Genomic DNA, 18,034 nt, shown 5'->3' on the forward strand with positions numbered 1-18,034 from the left:
CGCGGTGCTCTGATGCGGGAAGCACGCTGTTGTGCTCCGGAGGCCACCGGGTGTTCATTCGTATGAGCAACCGATCCAGCTGTCAGGAATGGATGCTTCTACGTATGAGCACGAGGCTATGAAGAAGCCCGGCCGAAGTCAAGACCCCAGCCGGGCTTCTTCGGACTACTGGTTGCGGAAGGCGTCGTCGAAGGATGCGGTGGGCGCAGGCCAGAGCAGGCTGCGCACGAACTCGACGGCCTGGGCGGCGCCGTGGAGGCGGTCCATGCCGGCGTCTTCCCATTCGATGGAGATCGGCCCGGTGTAACCGATGGCGTCGAGGGCACGGAAGGAGTCCTCCCAGGGCACATCCCCGTGACCGGTGGAGACGAAGTCCCACCCGCGGCGAGGATCCCCCCACGGCAGATGCGAGCCCAGCACCCCCGCACGCCCGTTACGCGGCCGCATCCTGGTGTCCTTGCAGTCCACGTGGTAGATCCGGTCCTGGAAGTCCCAGATGAACCCGACCGGATCGATGTTCTGCCACATCATGTGCGAGGGGTCCCAGTTGAACCCGAACGCGGCACGGTGATCGATCGCCTCGAGCGCGCGCACCGAGCTCCAGTAGTCGTAGGCGATCTCCCCCGGATGCACCTCGTGCGCGAAGCGCACCCCCTCACCGTCGAACACGTCGAGGATGGGATTCCACCTGGCCGCGAAGTCCTCGAACCCGCCCTCGATGACGGGGGCGGGAACCGGTGGGAACATCGCCACGTACGGCCAGATGGCGGAGCCGGTGAAGCCGACGACGGTGTCGACGCCGAGCTTGCGCGCGACCCGCGCCGCCCGCTTCATGTCCTCCGCCGCGCGTCGGCGCACGCCCTCCGCATCACCGTCGCCCCACACGTACTCGCGCAGGATCGCCTGGTGGCGGAAGTCGATGGGCGCATCGCACACCGCCTGACCCGCCAGGTGGTTCGAGATCGCGAAGACCTGCAGTCCGTGCCGATCGAGGATCTCCCGGCGCGAGGCGACGTAGGCTTCGTCCTCGTCGGCCCGGCGCAGATCGAGGTGATCGCCCGATGCGGCGATCTCCAATCCGTCGTAGCCCCAGGATGCGGCGAGTCTCGCCACCTCCTCGAAGGGGAGGTCCGCCCACTGCCCGGTGAAGAGGGTGACGGGATGCGTGCTGGTCATAGGGACTCCTTCGATGGGAGGGGCATGTCGGTCGATACGGGGACGGCGGCGATGTCGACCCAGCGACGCTCGCGGGCGGACGTGAGCACGGCGTCGGTGATCTCGGCGGCCCGCAGCCCGTCGGCGAAGGTGGGCAGGCCGTCCGGGCTCGCACCCTCGAGCACCGCGTACGCATCGGCGACGAAGGCGTTGAAGGCATCCTGGTAGCCCATCGGGTGGCCCGCCGGCACGAGCGAGAGCCCGCGGTCGCCCGGTGCATCCGGATCGCGCAGCACGAGCTGCGACCCCTCTCGGGAGCCGATCCACAGCTCCTCCGACCGCTCCTGGGCGAAGCGGAGGCTGCGCGACGAGCCGTGCAGCTCGAGAACGAGCCCATTCTTGCGACCGGGGGCGAGCTGGCTGACCAGCAACGTCCCCAGCGCCCCGCCCTCGAGTTCGACCACCACGGCGGCGATGTCCTCGTTCGCGACCGGCGCGCCCGCGCGCGTGTCGAACACCGTCGAGGTGCGCGCCGAGAGAGCGACGATCCGTCGGCCGGTGACGAACTCGAGCAGATCGCAGAGGTGGGAGCCGATGTCGGCGAACGCACGGGACGCCCCACCGGCAGCCGCATCCGCCCGCCAATCGGTGTCGCCCGCATCCAGCAGCCAGTCCTGCAGATACGCTCCGTCGATCGTGAGGATGCGCCCGACAGCCCCCGTGGCGACGAGCTCACGCGCCTGGCGCACCACGGGGTGGTACCGGTACACGAACGGCACAGCCCCCGCGACGCCCGCATTCTCGGCGGCGACGACGACCGCGCGCGCGTCGTCCACCGAGGTGGCGAGAGGCTTCTCGCAGATCACATGCTTGTCCGCGGCGAGCGCGGCCAGGGTCTGCTCCGCGTGGTCGCGGTTAGGGGTGCACACATGCACCACATCGATGTCGTGCGCAGCGATGAGCTCTGCCGCGTCCTTGGCCGGACGTCCGATTCCCAGGCGATCGGCGGCCTGGGCTGCGCGCTCGGGCGACGAGCTGGCGAGGGCGACCAGCCGGGCGCCTGCGGCGCGCGCGGCGCGGGAGTGCACGGCCGCCATGAAACCGCCGCCGAGGAATCCGGCGCGCACCGGAGCGAACCCGCTCACAGCGTCGCCTGCCGCGGGTCACGATCCTCGGGCACCAGGGGCAGAGCGTCGACCGTGCTCGCAACGGCCACAGCCGCCCCGGTCTGCACGGATTCGTCGATCGCCACCAGGGTGTCGAGCACGTGATAGCCCAGGCGGCCCGTGGCGATATGCGCACCGCCGGAACGGATCGCCCGCGCCATATCCAGCACACCGAGCCCTCGGCCGGCCTCGACGCCGACGGGCGCGACCGTCTCCCAGCTCGGCTCGGCGCCACCGCCGACGGAACGCCCTACGCGCACCTCGCCGCCGAACGTGTTGGGATCGGGCACGATGAGCGCGCCCTCCGTTCCGTTGATCTCGATCACTCCGCTGCGGGCGAGGACCGCGTCGAAGCTGAAGACGCTGTCGGCAGCGGCTCCGCCCTCGAAACGGGTCAACGCCTGCACATGCGTCGGCACCTCGACGGGGAAGGCGGTGCCGGCACGCTCGCCGACCCGGATCTCGCGGCTGGCGCGCGACTGCGAGCCCAGCGCCATCACCCGATCGACCGGGCCGAAGATGCTCACGAGCGCCGAGACGTAGTACGGCCCCATGTCGAACAGGGGTCCGGCGCCGCGCGCGAAGAGGAACTCCGGATTGGGATGGAAGATGTCGGGACCGATGTACTGCATGGTCGTGTGCGCGGACAGCGGGACGCCGATGTCGCCGCGCAGCACCGCGCGCCGCGCGGTCTGCAGGCCCGGACCGAGGATGGTGTCGGGGGCGACGCCGACGCGCAGGCCCGCGGCATCCGCGGCGGCGAGAAGGGCGCGCGCACTCTCCCGATCGATGCCGATGGGCTTCTCCGACCAGACGTGCTTGCCTGCGGCGATGGCCGCCGCGCTGACCGCGGCGTGCGCGGCCGGGATCGTGAGGTTGACGACGATCTCGACCTCGGGGTGGGCGAGCACATCCTCGGGCGCACCGGCGTGCGGCACCCCGTGGCGAGTCGCCTGCGCCGCCGCGCGAGCCGTGTCGAGGTCGCCGATCGCTATGACGCGAATGTCCGGGAACGAGCCGAGGTTCTCGAGATAGGTGTCGCTGATCATGCCCGCGCCGATGACGCCGACGCCGACGGGCCCTGTGCCGGTCATCGGATGCCCGCCTCTGCCAGGAAGGCGATGCCCGCCGCGAGAGCGTCGAAGAGATCGCCGTCGTACTCATCGAACTCGAGCACGGCGAGTTCGAGCGAGCTCGCCGCCGCGAGTGCGGCGCCCAGCGGCACCTCCCCTTCTCCGGCCGGGACTTGATGGAGCTGACCCTGCGGCGAGTCCGGGAGGAAGGGATCGAACCCCGTGCTGCCGTCCTTCACGTGCAGAGCACGCAGCCGCCGGCCCAGGCGCGTGACCAACGCGGGCACGTCCTGCCGCCCGACGGCGGCCCAGTAGGCATCGAGCTCGAGCACGACGTCCTCTCGCAGCAGCGAGACGAAGAACTCGTAGGCGCTCCGACCGTCGATCGAGTGATGGAACTCCTGCGAGTGGTTGTGGTACCCCACGCGCAGACCACGGAATGCGGCGAGTGCAGCGGCGTGGTTCAGCCGTTCGGCCGTGCGGCGCACCGCATCCTCGTCGCGCCAGTGCTCGGCCCACACCATGGGCTCGAAGACCGTGTGGGCTCCGAGACGCTGTGCCGCGTCGAACACCTCGTCCAGGGTCGCGGTGTCATTCTCTCCGGCCGCCACGAGAGGGGCGTGAACGCTCGGGCTGCTGAGGCCGTGGCGCGCGAGGGACTCGGCCAGAGGCGCTCCCCCGGCGACGATGTCGTAGGCCTCGACGCGACGCACGCCGAGGCGGGCGAGGCGGGCGAACGTCTCCTCCCGGTCGGCGGCGAGGGCGTCGCGCAGGGTGTACAGCTGGACGGACAGTGCGGCTTCGGTCATGCGGTCCTCGATTCTCTGACGCGACGGCGCGCCCGGCGGGCGACGATGCCGCGCGATGGAGTTGACGAAAACCGACAGTAGTGCCGGTTTTCAGATTCGTCCACCCCCGCTAGGGTCATCCCCATGTCCGACACCTCGCCGCGCGGCTACGCCAGCGGCCGACGACGCCGCGATCAGGTCGTAGCCGCGGCCTTCGCGGCGTTCGGAACCGTGGGGTACCGACAGACGAGCATGAGCCAGATCGCGGCGGACTGCGGCGTCTCGCGCGCGGGCCTCTCCCACCACTTCCCCACCAAGGAGTCGCTCCTCGAAGCTGTGCTCGACGAACGGGATCGGCGCCACGCGCTGCGCTTCTTCGAGGGCGCACCGGGCCCCGGCCGCGACGGGCTCGATCACTTCGCCCGACTGGTCGCGCTCACCAGGGCTAACGCGACAACACCGGGAATCGTGGGCCTGTACGCCGCGCTCTCGGCCGAGGCGACCGACCCCGCACACCCGGCGCACACCTACTTCACGCGCCGATACGAGAACTCGAGGCGACACCTCGCCCTCGCGGTCGACGACCTGCGCGCCCGGGACCTGCTCCGCGAGCCCGCCGTCGACAGCACCCGGCTGGCGGAGGAGATCATCGCCCTCATGGACGGTCTGCAGATCCAGTGGCTCTTCTCCCCCCGCACCGTCGACATGGCGGGCCGTCTGCGCGCGCGCCTGACAGAGATCGTCCGCGTGGAGCTGCCGGACATGTCATCCGCATCCACAACGCAGTCCTGAGGTTCTCCGCACGGTGACACCGGGGTAACGCCCGCGAGACAAAGCCGCGATTGACTGAGGACAGTCACCGCATCGCATGGCCGATGCCTTCGCAGCGAAAGGAGCGGCCGATGATCCCCCGACCGCCCAGACACGACGTCTCCGCCCCCGCACCGATGCGGGCCGAGGACGTCCCGACGCAGATGCGCGCCGCCGTCATCGACTCCACCGGAGCGCCGGAGCTGCTCCACGAAACCCGCCTGCCGGTTCCGCAGCCCGTGCTCGGCGAGCTGCTCGTACGCGTGGTCGCCGCCGGAGTGAATCCCATCGACGCGAAGACGCGCGCGGGACGAGGCGTGAGCGGCGCCATCTCGGCCTACCCCGCCGCGCTGGGCTTCGACTTCAGCGGCGTGGTGGTCGCCTCCCCGTTCGAGGCGCACCCGTTCCCTGCCGGCACCGAGGTCTTCGGGATGGTGCCTTTCCCGCGCACCGGCGGAACGTACGCCGAGTACGTCGTCGTGCCATCGCAGTCGCTCGCTCGGAAGCCCGCATCGCTCTCGCACGTCGAGGCGGCCGGCATCCCCCTCGCCGCCCTCACCGCCTGGGGCGTCGTGGTCGAGACGGCGCACGCCCACGAGGGCCAGCGTGTGCTGATCCACGCCGGGAGCGGCGGCGTGGGCCACTTCGCGGTGCAGCTCGCCGCGTACTTCGGCGCCCACGTCACCGTCACCTCCTCCGCTCGCAACGCCGCGTGGCTGCGCGAGCTCGGCGCGTCGGTGGTCATCGACTACGCCACGACGCGGTTCGAGGATGTCGTGGCCGACATGGACGTCGTCATCGATCTCGTCGCCAACACGGAGGACGAGATCGGCACGCGCTCGCTCGGCGTCATCCGCCCCGGCGGCCTGTACGTCATGGTGCCCAGCGGCGGCTGGCCCGGCTTCGCCGAGGCGGCGTCGGAGGCGGGGGTACGCGCCACCGGCTACAAGGTCATCCCCGACGGCGATGTCCTCGCCACCCTCGCGCGCCTGCTCGACACGGGATCGATCCAGGTCTACATCGACACCGTGTACGAGCTCGCGGATGCGGCCGAAGCGCACCGCGCGCTGGAGCGCGGCCGCACGCGGGGCAAGTCAGTGCTGCGCATCAGCGAGGCGTGATCCGCAGCGCCCCGCGCGCGGCATCGGCCACCGCATCCGCGACCTCATCCAGCAGGGCGGAGGTGAGGTTCCACTGCTGCCAGTACAGGGGGATGTCGATCGGCGACCCGGGCAGCAGCACGAGCGAGCCATCGGCCAGATCCGCCTGGGTCTGGAGATCGGGCAGCATCCCCCATCCGAGACCGCCGCGCACCGCATCCGCGAAGGCATGCGAGCCGGGAACGAAGCTGCGGGGCGGCGACGCGGGATCGACGCCCCGCTCGCGCAACCACCTGGTCTGCAGCTCGTCTCGGCGGTCGTAGTCGACGACCCGGGCACGCTCCGCTCCCCGGCTTTCCAGATCCCGCGCGAGTGTCGGCGTCGCCACGGCGCGGTATCGCATCGCGCCCAACGGACTCACCCGGCATCCGGCCACGGGCGCGGCGCGCGAGGTGACCGCGGCGACGACACGCCCCGACGCGAGCAGCTCCGCGGTGAAGTCCTGATCGTCGCGGTGGAGGTCGAACACCACGTCGTGCACCGCGGCGACGCGTGACAGTGCCGCGACGAACCAGGTCGACAACGAGTCGGCATTGACGGCGAGCGGCAGGCTCACCGTCGCGCCCTCCCCCTCGCCCGTCTCGCCCAGCTCTCGCAGCACGTCCTGCGAGAGGAGCGCGTACTGGCGGGCGAGACGCACGACGCGTTCACCGTCGTCGGTCGCCCGCGCGGGCTTGGAGCGCACCAACAGCACCCGACCCAGCCGCTCTTCGAGCACACGGATGCGTTGACTGACCGCCGAGGGGGTGATGTGCAGTCGACGAGCCGCCGCATCCATCGTTCCGGTGTCGACGACGGCCGCGAGCGTGGCGGCGAGTTCGGCGGGCAGATCGATCATGAAGGCAGCTTATGGCGATGAAGGAATCGGAACTGGAGCTCATGCAACAAGGGCCCTAGCGTCGAGGCGTGCTCTCTTCCCTCGTCGCGGGCCTCGGTCTCGGCTTCTCGCTCATCGTCGCCATCGGCGCGCAGAACCTCTTCGTGCTGCGTCAGGGCATCCGACGGGAGCATGTCCTCACCGTCGCACTCGTCTGCGCCGTCTCGGACGCGGTCCTCATCGCCGTCGGAGTGTCGGGGTTGGGGCTCGTGCTCGAGGCCGCCCCGTGGGCGGTACAGGTGGCGCGTTGGGCGGGGGCAGCGTTCCTCCTCGCGTATGCCCTGCTCGCGGCGCGGCGCGTGTGGCGCCCGACGGATCCGCCCGCCGTCTGCGCGACGTCTGCACGAGAGGTGGTGACCGTGGTGCCGGATGGGGTGGATGAGGCGAGGGCAGGCGGGGCCACCGTGCAGACGTCGAGCGCCGCCTCGACCGCATCCATCCCGGCCCGCACCTCGCGCACCGCGGCTCTGCTCACGTGCCTGGCGCTGACCTGGCTGAATCCGCACGTCTACCTCGACACGGTGTTTCTGCTCGGATCCGTGGCGAGCACGCATGGCCAGACCCGGTGGTGGTTCGCGGCCGGGGCGATGACGGCGAGCCTCGCGTGGTTCTTCTCGCTCGCCTACGGCGCCAGGCTCCTCGGCCGGATGTTCGCGTCACCCACCGCATGGCGCGTCCTCGACGGCATCATCGCCGTCGTCATGGCGCTGATCGCGGTCAGCCTCATCCTCGGCGGATGATCCGGACGCACGACCGAGGCATCCTGCCACCTGCGCGTCGCTGGCGACAGCCCGCAGCGGCTGCCGCGCATGCGCGGCACAATGTGCGCATGCGTCATGTCCGAGTGATCGTCAGCGGTGCCGTGCAGGGCGTCGGTTTCCGCTATTCCGCCCACGATGCGGCCGCCCGCCTCGGCGTCGCCGGATGGATCAGAAACCGCTACGACGGCACGGTCGAAGCAGAGCTCCACGGTGAACAAGGACGCGTGGACCGCATGATCGACTGGCTTCGCAAGGGACCGCCGTCGGCGCACGTCGAGCGTGTGGAGGTGTCGGAGGCCACCCCGACGGGCCCGCTGAGTTTCGACATCCGAGAAGACGCCTGAGCATGCAGGAAGGGCCCCGTCCGAAGACGGGGCCCTTCCTGTGAGACGTGTCTCAGACCAGTGCGTTGACATCCAGCGGGATGCCGGGGCCGAACGTCGTCGACACCGCGCCCTTCTGGATGTAGCGACCCTTGGAGCTGGACGGCTTCAGGCGGACGATCTCCTCGAGAGCGGCCTTCAGGTTCTCGTCGAGCTGGTCGGCCGAGAACGAAGCCTTGCCGACGACGAAGTGCACGTTGGCATGCTTGTCGACGCGGAACTCGATCTTGCCGCCCTTGATCTCCTCGACGGCCTTGGCCGGGTTCGGGGTGACCGTACCGGTCTTCGGGTTCGGCATGAGGCCGCGGGGACCCAGCACCTTACCGAGGCGACCGACCTGACCCATGAGCTCGGGGGTCGAGACGGCGGCGTCGAACGACGTGTAGCCGCCCGCGACCTTCTCGATCAGCTCGGCGCCGCCGACCTCGTCGGCGCCCGCAGCGAGAGCGGCCTCGGCGGCCGGGCCCGTCGCGAACACGATGACGCGGGCGGTCTTACCCGTGCCGTGCGGGAGGATGACGGTGCCGCGCACCATCTGGTCCGCCTTGCGGGGGTCGACCGACAGCTTGAGGGCGACCTCGACGGTGGAGTCGAACTTCTTCGACCCGGTCTCCTTCGCGAGGGTCACAGCCTCGGTCGGGGTGTAGAACTTGTCGGCCTCGATCTTCTCGGCGGCCGCGCGGAATGCCTTGGACTTGGTAGCCATGTTCGTTATCTCCCTCAGTCCTCGACCGTGATGCCCATGGAACGGGCGGTGCCGGCGATGATCAGCGAGGCAGCCTCGATGTCGTTCGCGTTCAGGTCGGGCATCTTCGTCTCGGCGATCTGGCGCACCTGGTCCTTGGTGAGCTTCGCGACCTTGACGGTGTGGGGGGTCTTCGAACCCTTGGCGACGCCGGCGGCCTTCTTGATGAGCTCCGCGGCGGGCGGGGTCTTCAGGATGAACGTGAAGCTGCGGTCCTCGTAGACGGTGATCTCGACGGGGATGACGTTGCCGCGCTGCGACTCGGTCGCCGCGTTGTACGCCTTGCAGAACTCCATGATGTTGACGCCATGCTGACCGAGCGCGGGGCCGATCGGCGGCGCCGGGTTGGCTGCACCGGCGTTGATCTGAAGCTTGATCAGGCCGGTCACCTTCTTCTTCGGTGCCATTCTTCTTTCCTTTCATCGAGCGGATGCCGGATGCATCGGCTCTCCCGCATCCCATCGAGGGAAGCGGTTGTCGCAGCGCGCCGGAGCGGCACGCAAACCACAACACTCTACCGCATCACCGGGCGTGTCGCGGCATCCCCGAGGCCCTGTGCGGGGAGGCGCCGCATCCGGCGCCTCCCGCGTGCACCCCGCCCCGACACACCTCCGTGTCTCACTTGTTCACCCGAAACGCCCCGCAAACCTGCACAAATGAGACACCGAGACACGCACCTCGCCCTGACAGGCCTCCGTGTCTCACTTGTTCACCCGAAACGCGTGCCAGACGTGCACAAGTGAGACACCGAACGAGGATGCGGGCGGGACGCCGGAACGACGAACGCCCCGCCGATCGTGCGGCGGGGCGTTCGAGCGAATCCGTGTGTCAGATCATCTTCGAGACCTGGTCGAACGACAGCTCGACCGGGGTCTCGCGCTCGAACAGCGAGACGAGGACCGTGAGCTTGCCGCTCTCGGGCTTGATCTCGCTGATCGATCCGGGAAGACCCGCGAACGAGCCCTCCTTGATGGTGATCGTCTCGCCGATCTCGTAGTCGACCTCGGCCGCGATGACGCGAGCCGCCGCGGGGGCTGCGGATCCGCCGCCGGACTTGGCCGGGGCGACATCCTTGATCTCGACGAGGCTCTTGAGCATGTTGAACGCCTCTTCGAAGCGCAGCGGCGTCGGGTTGTGGGCGTTGCCCACGAAGCCCGTGACACCGGGCGTGTGACGAACGACCGACCAGGTGTCCTCGTTGAGCTCCATGCGCACGAGCACGTAGCCCGGGATGCGCACGCGGGTGACCATCTTGCGCTGGCCGTTCTTGATCTCGACGACGTCCTCCATCGGGACCTCGACCTGGTAGATGTCGTCCTCGACCTCGAGCGTCGACTTACGCTGCTCGATGTTGGCCTTCACCTTGCGCTCGAAACCGGCGTAGGAGTGGATGACGTACCACTTGCCCTCGAGCGAGCGCAGCTCCTGGCGGAACGCCTCGTAGGGATCGGCGTCCGCGTCGACCTCTTCTTCGATCTCGTCCACCGCAGCGGCGGCGTCGTCGATCTCGTCCACGAACTCAGGGTCGAGCACGGGAGCGTCCGGCTCACCGTTGATGTCGGGTCCGTCGTAGGGCGTCACTTCGTCGGCCTCCTCGGCTGCGCGCTCTGCTTCTTCTTCGGCGAGCGACTCGGTCAGCACCTCGGCGGCCGCTTCGGCCTCTGCAGCCTCGTCGATCTCGAGAGCGTCGTTGACGATCGCGTCGGCCTCGGGGTCTTCGACGTCGGCATCCGCGTCGTAGCCGGTGTCGGAGTCTTCGTCCTCGTCGTCGCCCTCGATGTGCAGCGCGACGTGCTCGGCGGCCTCGACGGAGCGCTCCTCGGCGGCGAGGGTGTTGCCCTCCTGCGCCTCGTCGTCCTCGCTGGACTGCTCGGCGGCGGTCGCCCAATCGGCGTCGTCGGTGTATTTCTCAGACACTTACGTACTCTCTCGTTCTGGTCTGCGGGTGGCGACACCCGCGCCTCGCGATGTCAGGCTCCGGGAACTCCGAAGACGACGGTCGTCAGCCAGACGAACACGACATCGAGTCCGTAGACGACCGCCATCATCACGATGACGAAGCCCAGGACGACGCCGGTGAACTTCACCAGCTCCTTGCGCGTCGGGGTGACGACCTTGCGAAGCTCGGCGAAGACCTGGCGGATGAAGATGACGATGCGCAGGAAGAAGTTGGGCTTCTTCTCGCGCACGGCACCGCCAGCGGCGACGACCTCGCCCTTCGGCTCGTCCTGGACCATGCACCCACCTGAATCGCTTACGTCGTGCCAGCATGCGCTGGCGCGCAGGGCGGACAGGAATCGAACCTGCAACCTGCGGTTTTGGAGACCGCTGCTCTGCCAATTGAGCTACCGCCCTAGAGACCCGGAGGTCTCGCGCCCGCACTCCTGCCGTGACCTGATCCGAAGGGATGTGTCGTCCCGATGACGGGCACGGCGAAAGAATGCAGACTTCAACTGCACGCTCAAGTGTACGGCATGGCACACGAGGGCGCGAACGCGCTCAGCCCGGAAGGCACGGCGAGAAGACAGCGATCACCAACGCCGGGCCCTCGGCGGCGAGGGTCACGGTGACGCCGTCCTCGGAGATCCACCCCTGTCTTTCCGCGGCCGGATCGGCATCGGCGAGAGGTCGCCACACCGCGGGATCGAGGCTCTCGCCGAGGTCGTCGCGCACTCCGTCCGCCGCCGAGGCGTCGGCGGCGACCGCGAGCACACCGGTCGCCGTCAGCACGATCTGCTCGGTGTCGGCGGGCCGTGAGCACGCCTGGGTGCGCGGCTCGGCGGTCTCGAGCGTGCGCAGCACGTTCGGATCCACCCCCGACGCCTGAGCGACGAGGTCGTCGAACACGTCGCGCATCCGGCGATCCGCCGCGTCCGCATCCACCGGCGAGCATGCGGCCAGCGCGAGCACGGCGAGCAACGAGGCAGCGCCCAGGCCGGCGCGCGCCCTCACGGCCGCACCGCCTCGAGCACCTCGTAGTCCGCGGCCATGGGTTCCGTGACCTGGACGCCGAGCGATGCGAGATGATCCAGCAGCCAGCCGTCGTACCAGCCGTCGACGTCGCACGGTGAGGAGGTGTCGACGTAGTCGGATGCGGGGATGCCGTAGACGTACACGGCACGACAGCTCGCGTCGGCCTCGAGCTCCGGGCCGTACTGGTCGTCGGTGACGCCTGCCCGATCGGCCGCGAGGAAGGCCGGGTAGTAGTTCTGGTACTGGTACCAGTGCATGGCCTCGTGCACGAACACGGCCCACACGGAGGACTCCATGCCCGGATCCCACGCGAGGAAGAGCCAGTTCGGATACCGGGTGGAGTAGCAGCCGCCGACGACGATCTCGTAGCCCGTGCGCTCGGAGAGGTGGTAGCCGCAGTTCTCGTCCCCGGCGTCGAAGGCGACCTGGACCCGGTCGGCGCCGATGGAGGCGAGGAACGCACGCCCGTCCGGATCCGCTCCCGGCATCGCTGGGCCGCCAGGGTTGGGCACGGCCAGCAGCGGTGAGTCGTCTCCCGTCTTCCACTCCTCGACCTGCGCATGCTCGTCGTCCCAGGCCCGATGATCGCTCTCGAAGTCGGCCGTCGCCCCCTGGGTGGCAGTCACCTTCTCGGATGCGGCCGCGAAGGCGTCGGCGATCGCCGACTCCTGCTCGGGGCTCATGACCCGCGACGCGAGCACGCGCTCCCGCTGCTGCCAGATGAGCCACGCACCGCCCGCTCCGGCGGCGAGGAGGATGAGCAGCACGAGGCTCAACGAGAGCCCGATGACCCAGCCCGCACCGCGGCTGCGACGTCTCGACGCGGCGGGCGGGACCGGATGCGGCAGGACGGGCGGCGATCCGGCCGCCGGCGGGGCCGGATCGAACGTCACGCCATCGCCCCTTCGGCGGGGTCCGCGGTGCGCCGCTCGAAGGCGCGTCCGGTCGTGACCGACGGCGTGATGCGCACGAGGACGTCCTTGACGGTGGGCGCCCATGGCGCCGAGGCGAGGGCTTCGAGAGCGGCGATCTCGTCGGAGCGGTCGACGGCCGCCGCCGTCCCGCGCACGACGACGCTCCAGGCGTCGCGCGCGCTGTGGTCGTCGACCTCGAACAGCACTTCGTCGTGCGCAGTGAGCTCGAGCAGCTTCGTTCCCGGAGCGGTGCGGAACAGGATGCTGCGCCCGTCGAGCGCGTAGCCGACCGGGAACACGTCGATCCGCTCTCCGATCCTGGTCACCAGGCGACCGACCTCCTGCGTGCCGAGCAGTCGCCACATCGACTCCTCGTCCAGCACCCGCACCCCGTCCGTCCGCGTCGCGTCGCTCATGCCCCCATCCTGGCCCAACCGGGCCGGGGGCGCACGGGATCGTTCTCTCCCCAGGCGCTCAGGTCCGCTCCCGCTCCCGGAGTACGCTGAATCGGTCGCCGTCCACCACCCGATGGGCGGCGCTGCGACGAGGTTCGAGGAGCGACGGTGAACGAGGTGCCGGCCCCCCAGCAGTTCCAGGTGGATCTTCGAGGGGTGATCGATCTTCTCAGTCGGCACATCTACTCGAGCCCTCGGGTCTTCCTCCGCGAGCTCCTGCAGAACGCCGTCGATGCGATCGCCGCACGTCGCGCGCTGGATGGCGGCGGCGGCCGCATCCGCATCACACCGGCAGGGGTCGAAGCGCCCGAGTTCATCATCCGCGACGACGGCATCGGTCTCACCGAGAGCGAGGTCGCCGATCTGCTGGCCACCGTGGGGCGCAGCTCCAAGCGCGACATCTTCGACCTTCCGCGCAGCGACTTCCTCGGCCAGTTCGGCATCGGGATGCTGTCGTGCTTCATGGTGTGCGACACCATCGTGATCCGCTCACGCAGTGCCGCCGGAGGTCCTGGAGTCGAGTGGGTGGGACGCTCGGACGGCACCTTCGCCGTACGGCCCTTCGACGGCGAGATCCCGGTCGGCACGAGCGTGCACCTCACCCCGCGCGGCGACAGTGCGGCCTTGCTGACGGGCGCCACGGTGCTGGAGCTCGCCGAGACGTTCGGCCGCTACCTGCCGGTCTCGGTCGTGGTGGACCTTCCCGGCGGCGGCGAGACCACCGTGACCGAGCCCGCTCCCTTCCTCGACGGCGACCTCGAGACGCGACTGGCGTACGGGCGCGAGCTCATCGGCGTCGAGCCGCTGGACGCGATCGAGCTGTCGGTCGCCGCCACCCAGACCCGCGGCGTCGCCTACGTGCTGCCGTTCGCGCCGCCGCCCTCGGCGCGCCAGAGCACGCGGGTGTACCTGCGCCGGATGCTGCTGGCCGAGCGCGTCGACGATCTGCTTCCCGACTGGGCGTTCTTCGCGCGCGCGGTCATCGACTCCGGTGGGCTGCATCCGACCGCGAGCCGGGAATCGCTCGTGGACGACGACGCACTCGAGCAGACCCGCAGCGAGATCGGCGACGCGATCCGACGCTGGATCCTGGAGCTGGCGCTTCGGGAGCCGGCGCGGCTCGCGCAGTTCGTCGCCGTGCACGAGGTCGCCCTGAAATCTCTCGTGCGCCACGACGACGAGCTGGCCCGCTTCATCGTGCGCTGGCTCTCGGTGGAGACGACCGCGGGGCGCGTGCGGATCGAGGAGCTGGTGCGCCGCTCCCCCGAGGTCCGTTACGCAGAGACCGTCGACGAGTTCCGCCAGCTCGCGAGCATCGTGCCGCCGGGCACGCTCCTGGTCGACGGCGGCTACCTCTACGACGCCGAGCTCGTCCGTCTTCTTCCCGAGATCTTCCCCGAGGTCAGTGTGGAGCGCGTCGAGGTCGGCTCCGAAATGGACCGGCTCGATCTGCCTCCGCTGGACGACCGCAACGCGGCCCTCGACCTCGAGCGACGCGCCCGCGCAGCCCTCGGCGACGTCGACGTCTCGGTGCGCTCTTTCGAGCGCCGGGAACTGCCCGGCCTGTTCGTCGCGGATCCGCAGGTGCTCCGAGCGCTCGATCGGGGACGCGCCCGTGGGGCCGCCGGCGCCCTGTGGTCGGGAGTCCTCGACCGCGCGGAGAAGGCTGTCACCGGAGCCGACGCGGATGCAGCGGCCCCCGCCGCCAGACTGTGCCTGAACTGGGGCAACCCCACCGTCCGCGCCCTCGCGGCGGCGGGCGACACGGCGGTCTTCGACAGCGGCATCCGGCTGCTGCACGTGCAGTCGCTGCTCGCCGGCCATCACCCGCTCAGCCCGCGCGACCGCGCCGTGATGAGCACCTCGCTCGCGGAGCTGCTCGACCGAGCGCTCGCCGCCACCCCCGACCCGGAAGGAGCATCATGACCGGTTACGCGACCCGCATCCGATCACTGTTCGACGAGATCGACCGCACGCCCTGGGGGCCGGCCGAGAGGGCATTGGTCGCCGAGGCGGTGGCGCTGGCGCAGGCCAGCGGCGACGAGCGCCTCGAGTACGAGGCGCGGATGCGGCAGACCGCCAGCGCGAACATGGGCGGCGACACGGATCTGATGCTCACCTCGTTCGCGTGGTGCCTGGGTCACCACGACGCCGATCCGGAACGCTTCCCCGCCGAGCTGGAGCCCGCGGGCGATCTCATGTGGCACTACAAGTGGATGGCGGGCGCCCTCCGGGGCTCGCCCGAGTTCTCGTCCGAGCAGATCACGGCTGTGCTCGACGACATGCAGACCCACTACGAGCGGGCCGGCCACGGCATGAGCGGCGTGCTCATGGCGCGCTTCGAGGACGCCTGGTCGGCGGGACGCATCGACGAGGCGGCCGAGCTGCGGCGCCGGTTGGAGGCGACGCCCCGCGACGAGTACAGCCACTGCGACGCCTGCACGCGCAGCCAGTTCGCCGGGTTCTTCGCGGAGACCGGTGATGAGGCGGAGGCGATCCGTCTCGTCGAGGAACTCGTCGAGGGCGGCTTCACGTGCGGCGAGGAGCCCGAGCACGCCCTCGCACGCGCCCTCCTGCCCTACCTGCACGCAGGGCGCCCGGACGAGGCGCGCACCGCGCATCTGCGCAGCTACCGCCTCGCGAAGGACAACGCGGACAACCTCTCGATCATCGCGAAGAACATCGTCTTCTGCGCCGTCACCGGCAACGAGGCACGCGCGCTCGCGCTCGTCGAGCGGCACCTGCCGTGGCTCACCCACGACGGGCTGAACGCCAGCGCACACCTCGAGGCGCTCGCGGCTTTCGCCGTCGCGCTGGATGCGGTCGCCGCCGCCGGGCACCCCGACGCCGCCGTGCGCGGCTCCGATGCCGAGGCGCTCGTTCCCTTCATCGGTGCGCACGAGGGCGTCTGGCCGGCCGCCGAGCTGGCTGCGCGGATGTGGGCGGCCGCCCAGAGCATCGCCGAGGCCTTCGACGCTCGCAACGGCACCGATGCCCAGACCGCGTGGCTCGCCGGCCAGCGTGCGGTCGGCACCGAGCGCTACGACGTGCCGATCAGCTCCCACGACTTCGCCGCGCGCACGGCGGCGTCCACCCCGCGCACCACGGCCGAGCGGGTCGAGCGCGCGCTGGCGCTGGACCAGCTCGGCTCGATCGCCGCTCTCGAGGCGATCGAGGAGGTTCTCGCGGACGCCGATGCCGAGGAGCGCGTGGCTCTCACGCACGGACAGCTCGGAATCCTCGTGGCGCTGGATCGCCTCGACGAGGCGCAGGCCGCGCTGCCCGCACGCATCGACGCTCTGCGCGCCACCGGTCGCACCGCACAGGCCCAGCTCGAGGAGCGCCTCGGGCTTCTGCTGTTCGGGGCCGATGCGGACGGCGCCGTCGAGACCCTTCAGCGGACGCTGGACGAACTCCACGACGCGCCCGCGGGCCTGCGTGCCGACGTCATCGCAACGCTCGCGTTCCTTCGGCTGAAAGACCCGACGGCAACCGAACCGGACGAGCGCCGACGCACCGCCGAGCTGTTCGGTCAGGCTGCGGCGCTGTTCGCCGAGGCCGGCGAGCCCGGATTCGCCTACTCGCAGCGCTGGCTGCAGGCCGACATGACGGCGGCCGCCGGCGACCTCGACGCGGCCGCGGAACTCCTCGACGCCCTCGTCGCGCAGGACGGCATCAGCGATGCACGCCGGGCGCGCGCTCTGCTGCTGCGCGCACGGACCCGTGGCGGTCGCGGCGAGTACGCCCTGGGTGCCGCCGACGCCGACGAGGCCACCCGCATCCATCTGCTGGCCGGAGCCGATGACGGGCTCGTGAGCAATGCGTTCTTCCTGGCCGGAGCCCTGCACGAGGATGCGGGCGCCATGGGCGAGGCCGTCTCGCGCTACCGTGTCGCCGCCGAACGCCGCGAGGCCACGGGCGCTTCGGCGACCGATCTGCGCTTCCGACTCGGCCGCGCACTGCTGGGAGCGGGCCTCGGGGAGGAGGCCATCGAGGTGCTCGACCAGGTGCTCCAGGAGGAGACGGCGGCCGAAGAGCCTGCCGGCTCCCGCGCGATCACGGTCGGCATGCTCACGCGCGCCTTCGAGCAGGCCGGTCAGTTCGGCAACGCCGTGGGGGGATGGGAGTTCGCGGCGCAACTGCACGAGGAGGCAGAGGAGCCCGCCGCGCGCGCCTACGCCCTCAAGGAGCACGGGCGCCTGCTCGGCCGCTTCGGCGAGATCGACGACGCGATCGACTCGTTGACCCAGGCCGTGGAGCTCGTACGGGGCGACGAGGAGCAGGTCGGTCTGCTCGCCGACGGCCTCCACACCCTCGCGCAGGCGCACCAGCAGCGCGGCGACCTCGAGAAGGTGTTCGCCCTGCTGGACGAGGCCGTCGAGCTCGGCCGCGCCCATGACGCGGCGTGGTTCGTCGCCGACGTGCTCGACACGCGCGCACGCGCCCTCGCCGCCGCTGACCGCACCGACGAAGCCGTGTCCACCGCACTGCAGGCAGCCGACGGCTTCGTCCAGGCCGGAGATCCGACAGCCGCCGGCCGGTCCGAGTTCGTCGCCGCACGCATCCTCGTGGGCGCCGAACGACCGGCCGACGCGGTCGCGCTCTACCGCGCAGCGCTCGAGCACGCCGGCGATGACGAGGCGCTGCGACAGACCGCCGCTCTCGAGCTCGGCGACGTGCTGGAGAGTCTCGGCCGGCCCGCCGAGGCGGCGGAGATCCGCGCGACGCTTCCGGCATGACGAAGGCGGGGGCGAGATCCTCGCCCCCGCCTTCG

General features: G+C 70.4%; 18 protein-coding genes and 1 tRNA gene. 6 read left to right on the plus strand and 13 right to left on the minus strand.

All coding sequences use genetic code 11. The features are described from left to right. Positions 1 to 165: 165 nt before the first annotated feature. Genes PQV94_RS12245 through PQV94_RS12260 form a run of 4 tightly spaced genes read right to left on the minus strand, consistent with a single transcriptional unit; the run spans position 166 to position 4,203 of the window. A complete protein-coding gene (locus PQV94_RS12245) occupies positions 166 to 1,176 on the minus strand; it encodes a sugar phosphate isomerase/epimerase family protein (RefSeq protein WP_274286090.1) in 1,011 nt (336 codons plus the stop codon). Continuing rightward, the gene (locus PQV94_RS12250) at positions 1,173 to 2,300 is read right to left on the minus strand and encodes a Gfo/Idh/MocA family protein (RefSeq protein ID WP_274286091.1); all 1,128 of its coding nucleotides are present in this window, start codon (positions 2,298 to 2,300) and stop codon (positions 1,173 to 1,175) included. The genes PQV94_RS12245 and PQV94_RS12250 overlap by 4 nt, the downstream gene beginning before the upstream one ends. After that, entirely contained in the window at positions 2,297 to 3,415 is a 1,119-nt protein-coding gene (locus tag PQV94_RS12255; protein ID WP_274286092.1) for a Gfo/Idh/MocA family protein, read from the minus strand. The genes PQV94_RS12250 and PQV94_RS12255 overlap by 4 nt, the downstream gene beginning before the upstream one ends. Then, a complete protein-coding gene (locus PQV94_RS12260) occupies positions 3,412 to 4,203 on the minus strand; it encodes a sugar phosphate isomerase/epimerase family protein (RefSeq protein WP_274286093.1) in 792 nt (263 codons plus the stop codon). The genes PQV94_RS12255 and PQV94_RS12260 overlap by 4 nt, the downstream gene beginning before the upstream one ends. A 123-nt stretch (positions 4,204 to 4,326) precedes the next feature. Here PQV94_RS12260 and PQV94_RS12265 point away from each other — a divergent pair, with 123 nt between their 5' ends. Further along, entirely contained in the window at positions 4,327 to 4,974 is a 648-nt protein-coding gene (locus PQV94_RS12265) for a TetR/AcrR family transcriptional regulator (protein ID WP_274286094.1), read from the plus strand. A 110-nt stretch (positions 4,975 to 5,084) separates the two neighbouring features. Then, on the plus strand, positions 5,085 to 6,113 hold the full coding sequence (locus PQV94_RS12270) for an NADP-dependent oxidoreductase (RefSeq protein ID WP_443192687.1): 1,029 nt from the start codon (positions 5,085 to 5,087) through the stop codon (positions 6,111 to 6,113). Here PQV94_RS12270 and PQV94_RS12275 read toward each other — a convergent pair. Then, positions 6,100 to 6,990: a LysR family transcriptional regulator ArgP gene (locus PQV94_RS12275; protein WP_274286095.1), complete on the minus strand. Its 891-nt coding sequence runs from the start codon at positions 6,988 to 6,990 to the stop codon at positions 6,100 to 6,102. The genes PQV94_RS12270 and PQV94_RS12275 overlap by 14 nt on opposite strands. A gap of 68 nt (positions 6,991 to 7,058) precedes the next feature. On the opposite strand from PQV94_RS12275, the gene PQV94_RS12280 reads away from it, so the two are divergent. Both PQV94_RS12280 and PQV94_RS12285 read left to right on the plus strand, forming a co-directional pair. After that, positions 7,059 to 7,769, plus strand: coding sequence for a LysE/ArgO family amino acid transporter (locus PQV94_RS12280; RefSeq protein ID WP_274286096.1), 711 nt, complete (start codon positions 7,059 to 7,061; stop codon positions 7,767 to 7,769). Positions 7,770 to 7,858: 89 nt separating this feature from the next. Beyond that, positions 7,859 to 8,134 carry an acylphosphatase gene (locus tag PQV94_RS12285; RefSeq protein ID WP_274286097.1) on the plus strand — a complete coding sequence of 92 codons (276 nt, stop codon included), beginning with the start codon at positions 7,859 to 7,861 and terminating at the stop codon, positions 8,132 to 8,134. A gap of 52 nt (positions 8,135 to 8,186) precedes the next feature. On the opposite strand, the gene rplA is transcribed toward PQV94_RS12285, so the two are convergent. From rplA to PQV94_RS12325, 8 genes are all read right to left on the minus strand, one after another. Beyond that, on the minus strand, positions 8,187 to 8,879 hold the full coding sequence (gene rplA / locus PQV94_RS12290) for a 50S ribosomal protein L1 (protein ID WP_137417827.1): 693 nt from the start codon (positions 8,877 to 8,879) through the stop codon (positions 8,187 to 8,189). A 14-nt stretch (positions 8,880 to 8,893) separates the two neighbouring features. Further along, the gene (rplK, locus tag PQV94_RS12295) at positions 8,894 to 9,325 is read right to left on the minus strand and encodes a 50S ribosomal protein L11 (protein ID WP_137417828.1); all 432 of its coding nucleotides are present in this window, start codon (positions 9,323 to 9,325) and stop codon (positions 8,894 to 8,896) included. Between the two features lie 421 nt (positions 9,326 to 9,746). Beyond that, a complete protein-coding gene (gene nusG, locus PQV94_RS12300; RefSeq protein ID WP_274286098.1) occupies positions 9,747 to 10,835 on the minus strand; it encodes a transcription termination/antitermination protein NusG in 1,089 nt (362 codons plus the stop codon). A 53-nt stretch (positions 10,836 to 10,888) separates the two neighbouring features. Continuing rightward, positions 10,889 to 11,155: a preprotein translocase subunit SecE gene (secE, locus tag PQV94_RS12305; RefSeq protein WP_137417831.1), complete on the minus strand. Its 267-nt coding sequence runs from the start codon at positions 11,153 to 11,155 to the stop codon at positions 10,889 to 10,891. Positions 11,156 to 11,200: 45 nt separating this feature from the next. Further along, positions 11,201 to 11,273, minus strand: a tRNA-Trp gene (locus tag PQV94_RS12310). Positions 11,274 to 11,417: 144 nt separating this feature from the next. Next, the gene (locus PQV94_RS12315) at positions 11,418 to 11,870 is read right to left on the minus strand and encodes a hypothetical protein (RefSeq protein WP_274286099.1); all 453 of its coding nucleotides are present in this window, start codon (positions 11,868 to 11,870) and stop codon (positions 11,418 to 11,420) included. Next, on the minus strand, positions 11,867 to 12,784 hold the full coding sequence (locus tag PQV94_RS12320; RefSeq protein WP_274286100.1) for a hypothetical protein: 918 nt from the start codon (positions 12,782 to 12,784) through the stop codon (positions 11,867 to 11,869). Before PQV94_RS12320 ends, PQV94_RS12315 begins: the two co-directional genes overlap by 4 nt. After that, on the minus strand, positions 12,781 to 13,221 hold the full coding sequence (locus PQV94_RS12325; RefSeq protein ID WP_274286101.1) for a pyridoxamine 5'-phosphate oxidase family protein: 441 nt from the start codon (positions 13,219 to 13,221) through the stop codon (positions 12,781 to 12,783). Before PQV94_RS12325 ends, PQV94_RS12320 begins: the two co-directional genes overlap by 4 nt. 147 nt (positions 13,222 to 13,368) lie before the next feature. Between PQV94_RS12325 and PQV94_RS12330 the strand changes: the two genes are divergently transcribed. Together PQV94_RS12330 and PQV94_RS12335 are read left to right on the plus strand one after the other, a co-directional pair. Further along, positions 13,369 to 15,186, plus strand: coding sequence for an HSP90 family protein (locus PQV94_RS12330; protein WP_274286102.1), 1,818 nt, complete (start codon positions 13,369 to 13,371; stop codon positions 15,184 to 15,186). Next, the gene (locus tag PQV94_RS12335) at positions 15,183 to 17,999 is read left to right on the plus strand and encodes a hypothetical protein (RefSeq protein ID WP_274286103.1); all 2,817 of its coding nucleotides are present in this window, start codon (positions 15,183 to 15,185) and stop codon (positions 17,997 to 17,999) included. The genes PQV94_RS12330 and PQV94_RS12335 overlap by 4 nt, the downstream gene beginning before the upstream one ends. Positions 18,000 to 18,034 lie beyond the last annotated feature (35 nt).

It is taken from the genome of Microbacterium sp. Clip185 (genome assembly GCF_028743715.1).
Lineage (GTDB): Bacteria > Actinomycetota > Actinomycetes > Actinomycetales > Microbacteriaceae > Microbacterium.

Coding starts and splice junctions, on each gene's coding strand:
- PQV94_RS12335 (WP_274286103.1), top strand. CDS start 15,183: ATGACCGGTTACGCGACCCGCATCCGATCACTGTTCGACGAGATCGAC.
- rplA (WP_137417827.1), bottom strand. CDS start 8,879: ATGGCTACCAAGTCCAAGGCATTCCGCGCGGCCGCCGAGAAGATCGAG.
- rplK (WP_137417828.1), bottom strand. CDS start 9,325: ATGGCACCGAAGAAGAAGGTGACCGGCCTGATCAAGCTTCAGATCAAC.
- PQV94_RS12260 (WP_274286093.1), bottom strand. CDS start 4,203: ATGACCGAAGCCGCACTGTCCGTCCAGCTGTACACCCTGCGCGACGCC.
- PQV94_RS12265 (WP_274286094.1), top strand. CDS start 4,327: ATGTCCGACACCTCGCCGCGCGGCTACGCCAGCGGCCGACGACGCCGC.
- PQV94_RS12325 (WP_274286101.1), bottom strand. CDS start 13,221: ATGAGCGACGCGACGCGGACGGACGGGGTGCGGGTGCTGGACGAGGAG.
- PQV94_RS12285 (WP_274286097.1), top strand. CDS start 7,859: ATGCGTCATGTCCGAGTGATCGTCAGCGGTGCCGTGCAGGGCGTCGGT.
- PQV94_RS12275 (WP_274286095.1), bottom strand. CDS start 6,990: ATGATCGATCTGCCCGCCGAACTCGCCGCCACGCTCGCGGCCGTCGTC.
- secE (WP_137417831.1), bottom strand. CDS start 11,155: ATGGTCCAGGACGAGCCGAAGGGCGAGGTCGTCGCCGCTGGCGGTGCC.
- PQV94_RS12270 (WP_443192687.1), top strand. CDS start 5,085: ATGATCCCCCGACCGCCCAGACACGACGTCTCCGCCCCCGCACCGATG.
- PQV94_RS12245 (WP_274286090.1), bottom strand. CDS start 1,176: ATGACCAGCACGCATCCCGTCACCCTCTTCACCGGGCAGTGGGCGGAC.
- PQV94_RS12255 (WP_274286092.1), bottom strand. CDS start 3,415: ATGACCGGCACAGGGCCCGTCGGCGTCGGCGTCATCGGCGCGGGCATG.